This window comes from Streptomyces katrae (genome assembly GCF_000966975.1).
Classification (GTDB): Bacteria; Actinomycetota; Actinomycetes; order Streptomycetales; family Streptomycetaceae; genus Streptomyces; species Streptomyces katrae.
On sequence record NZ_JZWV01000788.1, the window covers coordinates 1 to 3824 of the forward strand.

Annotated in this window: 4 protein-coding genes; all 4 read right to left on the minus strand. The window is 73.5% G+C overall.

Going from position 1 to position 3824, the window contains the following annotated elements; translation table 11 throughout:
- Positions 1–591: aminotransferase class V-fold PLP-dependent enzyme (locus VR44_RS26525; RefSeq protein WP_045950127.1), on the minus strand; the 591-nt coding region annotated here is incomplete at its 3' end.
- Position 592: 1 nt separating this feature from the next.
- Positions 593–1888 carry a pyridoxal-phosphate dependent enzyme gene (locus tag VR44_RS26530; RefSeq protein WP_045950128.1) on the minus strand — a complete coding sequence of 432 codons (1296 nt, stop codon included), beginning with the start codon at positions 1886–1888 and terminating at the stop codon, positions 593–595.
- Complete coding sequence (locus VR44_RS26535) at positions 1885–3399, minus strand: type III PLP-dependent enzyme domain-containing protein (protein WP_245692248.1); 1515 nt, start codon at positions 3397–3399, stop codon at positions 1885–1887. The genes VR44_RS26530 and VR44_RS26535 overlap by 4 nt, the downstream gene beginning before the upstream one ends.
- 82 nt (positions 3400–3481) lie before the next feature.
- A partial coding sequence (locus VR44_RS26540) for a GNAT family N-acetyltransferase (protein ID WP_045950130.1) occupies positions 3482–3824 on the minus strand: 343 nt, incomplete at its 5' end.

Genomic DNA, 3824 nt, shown 5'->3' on the forward strand with positions numbered 1-3824 from the left:
GTTCATGTCGGCCCCGTAGACGTGGTGGACGTGGGTGACGGCCACGAAACGCGTCCGCGGCCCGGTGACCGCCGCCAGCGCCCGCGGATCGTAGTCCCCGGAACCCGCCTGGTACGGCAGCTCCCGCACGCGGATCCGCACCCCCTGCCGGGCCAGCAGGTCCCGGGCCTCCAGCCAGGGCGACAGGTTCGCCCGGTGGTCGGCGAACGGCACGACGATCTCGTCCCCGTCGACGAGCAGGGCCGGCAGCCAGTCCCGGGCGATGGTCCGCAGCCCCTCCGTGGTCCCGCTGGTGAAGTGGACCGAGGAACGCTCCGGCTCCGGATCGCCCAGGAAACGCTTGACCCGGTCCCGGGTGCTCTCTACCAGCTCCGTCGTGGAGTTGGCCCACGGGTAGGAGCCGCGGGCCGCGTTGGCGTTGGAGGTGGTCAGGTACGTCTGCACGGCGTCCAGGACGGGCTGCGGCTTCTGGGAGGTCGCGGCGCTGTCGAGGTAGACCAGGCCCGGCTGCCCCTGGAGGATCGGGAACTGGGCGCGCAGCGGCCGCTGCCAGTCGGCGAGCGCCGCCAGCTCGGTGGCGGGGGCGGCCATGTCAGTCACGCACCAGGGGTGCGCCGGCGTCCCGCCAGGCGATGATCCCGCCGGCCAGGCTGCGTACGTCGGGGTGGCCCATGCGGGTCAGCAGGGCCGCGTACCGGGCCGACTTCTCGCCGACCGGGCAGGCCAGCAGGACCGGCCGGCTCCGGCCGAACGGCAGCCCGCCCCGCAGGAGTTCGTCGAAGAGCTCGTCCACGATGTTCACCGACCCCTCGATGTGCAGCGCCGCGTACGCGAAGGGGCCGCGCAGGTCCACCACCAGCGGCTGTCGTTCCGCGATCCACTTGCGGGCCTCGTCGACGCCGATGACGGCGGCCGAGGCCGCCTCGGCCGCCGTCAGGGTGGCGACCGAGTTCCTCATGGGGGGCAGCCCCAGCAGGTCCGGCCGGCGCCGTCGGATGTAGCCGACGTAGCTCTCCACCCGGTCGCAGACGATGAACACCGCCGTCCTGCGCTCCGTCAGCCCGGCGTCCAGCTCCCGCAGATGGCGCACGGCGCCGAAGTACGCGGCCCCGCCGGTCGGGCCGGCGAGCAGGCCGCAGCGGCGCAGCAGCGTCAGCATCCCCTCGATGGCCTCGTCGGAGCCCACCGGTTCCAGGGCGTCGTACGTCGACGGGTCGAAGATGCCCACCTCCTGGACCTCGTCGATGGTCCGGATGCCCGGGATGAAGTCCGACTTCTCCCCGACCAGGCCGACGACGCGTACCGCCGGGTCGTGTGCGCGCAGCGCCCGCGCCACCCCCGTGGACGATCCGGCCGTGCCCACGCAGGCGACGAACCAGTCGGGTGCCCGGCCGTCCAGGTCCGCGATGATCTCCGGGCCGGTCCCGGAGGCGTGCGCCTCGGTGTTGAGCGCGTTGAAGTACTGGTCGGTGTGCAGATGGGCGCTGCCGGGCAGGTTCAGCTGCCGGTGGAAGAGGGTCAGCGGATCGTCCTCGTCCGTCGGGTCGAGGCATTCGCTGCGGCCGGGGAGCTCTTCGATCTCGGCGCCGAGCAGCAGGAGCAGGTCCTTGACCTCGGGGATCCGCATCCGGTTGGTGACGCTCTTGAACGGCAGCCCGTGCAGGCCCGCGATCAGCGCCAGGGCCTTGGCGGTGTTGCCGCTGGACAGTTCCACGACCGTCTCGCCGCGCTGCGCGGCGCCCGCGAGCCCGTCGCGCGTCATGTTCCAGGCGGCCCGGTCCTTGAGCGAGCCGAAGGGGTTGAGCATGTGGCGCAGGCCGTGCACGGCCGGGTCGATGCGGACCAGCGGTGTCCCGCCGATGGCTTCGGTGATGCTGTCGTACCTCATCCCTGTGCTTCCCCCGTACGTGTGAGAGGCCAGTACTGCTCGTCCAGGCACCACTGCCAGTCGCCGTCCGCCCCCTCCCGGTGGACGGCGACCTTGCGCGCGAGGGCCTGCCCCTGGGCGCGGGTCGCGCCGAAGTCCATGCAGTACCCGGCGGTGTTGACGAAGGCGAGGAGGTCGCCGGGGTGCGGCAGCCGGGGCAGGAACACGGTCCGGCGGGTGATCAGGTCCGCCTCCAGGCAGAGGTTGCCCATGAGGTGCGCCGCCACCGGGGCCGCGCCGCCGGGTGGGGCGGGCGCGCGGGGCAGGAGCACCGGGTCCACGAGCACGCCGTGGTCCTCCAGGCTGACGTCGCCGGCGTTCAGCGCCAGCCGGACCAGGGTCTCCCCGGTGCCGGAGGCCCGCACCTCCAGGACCCGGCCCAGGGTGAGCCCGCACTGGTCGGCCAGGGCGCGGCCCGGTTCGGCGTAGAGCTCGTAGAGGCCCTCCAGGAGCAGGGTGCCCAGGGGGCGGCCCAGCCTCGGGGCCGGGAGGGAGAGGAGTTCGTCGAGGTAGCCGGGGCCCGCGGTGCTCCGGTGGGCCGGGTAGAGGCCGAGCGCTCCGCGCAGGGTGCCGTTCTCGGCACGCAGGCCGTAGCCGTGGCCGCCCCAGGTCAGGGGCGGGCGGGCGCCCATGACGGCGCGGGTCAGCTCCGTGGTGTAGCGCTCCCACTGGGCGGCGTGGGCCAGGTAGCCGACCCCGAAGCCGCCGCCGACGTCGACGGCCCGGGGCCGGTGGCCGCGCACCTGTAACTCCTCCATGGCGTGCAGGCAGCCCTCCAGCGCCGAGGCCTTCTCCTCCACGCTGGTGGTGTCGAGGTGGTAGCCGACCCCGACGGCCTCCAGCTCGCCGCGGTGGCGGTCGAGGACGTCGAGGAGCCGGTGCAGGGACTTCACGGAGGTGCCGAAGCGGCTGCGGCGCGAGAGCCGGCGGGCCCCGGGCGCCTCGAAGCCGGACAGCCGCAACAGGACGCGCAGGCGCGGCAGTCCGTGGGCCCGCACGAGGGCCGCCGCCCGTTCCAGCTCGCCCGGGCCGTCGGCGTTGAGCAGCGCCCCGCTGCGGGCGGCGAGCCAGAGGAACTCGGGGTCCTTGGGGCCGGTCGCCATCACCTCGGCTCCGGCGAACCCCGATCCCAGGGCGTGCCGCAGCTCCCCGAGCGAGGCCGCGTCGAGGGCCGCGCCGGTGGTGGTCAGCCGGCGGACGAGGGCGCTGGAGCGGTTCGCCTTGTGCGCGAAGAAGATCCGCCCGCTGAGCCGGTGACGGTCGAACACCTCGCGGAAGCCGCGGACGTTGTCGGCGATCTGGTCGGGCAGGATCACGTTGAGGGGGGATCCGAGGGCGTCCACGAGGGTGTGCAGGAACGCCGGCGATTCCAGGAGGGCCGCCGTGCGCGGTGCGAGCCTCGGTTCCAGGTACAAGGGAGGGGACAGGGAGCCGTTGTGCGAAGGGCCGCCGTACATGGGGTCGTTGCTCATCCCAGCTGTTCCTCTCCGCCGAGGAATGCGTACCGGTGTCGGCAAACGGTCATAAGACCGTAACCCCCGCGGGGCATTTTTGTCAGAGGACGATGCTCATCAGGATCTCGTCCCGGTCGTCGCCGGGCGCGACCCGCAGCGCGCCCGGCCACCGGCCGACTTCCGTCCAGCCCAGTCCCCGGTAGAACCCCTCCAGCCCCAGGCCGCCGCGGACGGCGATTCCCAGCCGCTCGAGGCCCATTTCGTCACGGGCGATCTGCGGGACCCGGTTCATCAGGGCGGTGGCGATCCCCCGGCCGCGCAGCCGGGGGAGGGTCTGGACGTGGTTGACCGTGCCCCGGTGGGCGACGAGCGGGTGGCGTTCGCGGCGGACGACCAGCCAGCCGGCGAGCGCGCCGCCGGCGAAGGCGACCACCATCCTGGCG

Bases quoted from the DNA above. Each gene is read 5' to 3' on its own strand.
- VR44_RS26530 (WP_045950128.1), bottom strand. From the start codon at position 1,888: ATGAGGTACGACAGCATCACCGAAGCCATCGGCGGGACACCGCTGGTC.
- VR44_RS26535 (WP_245692248.1), bottom strand. From the start codon at position 3,399: ATGAGCAACGACCCCATGTACGGCGGCCCTTCGCACAACGGCTCCCTG.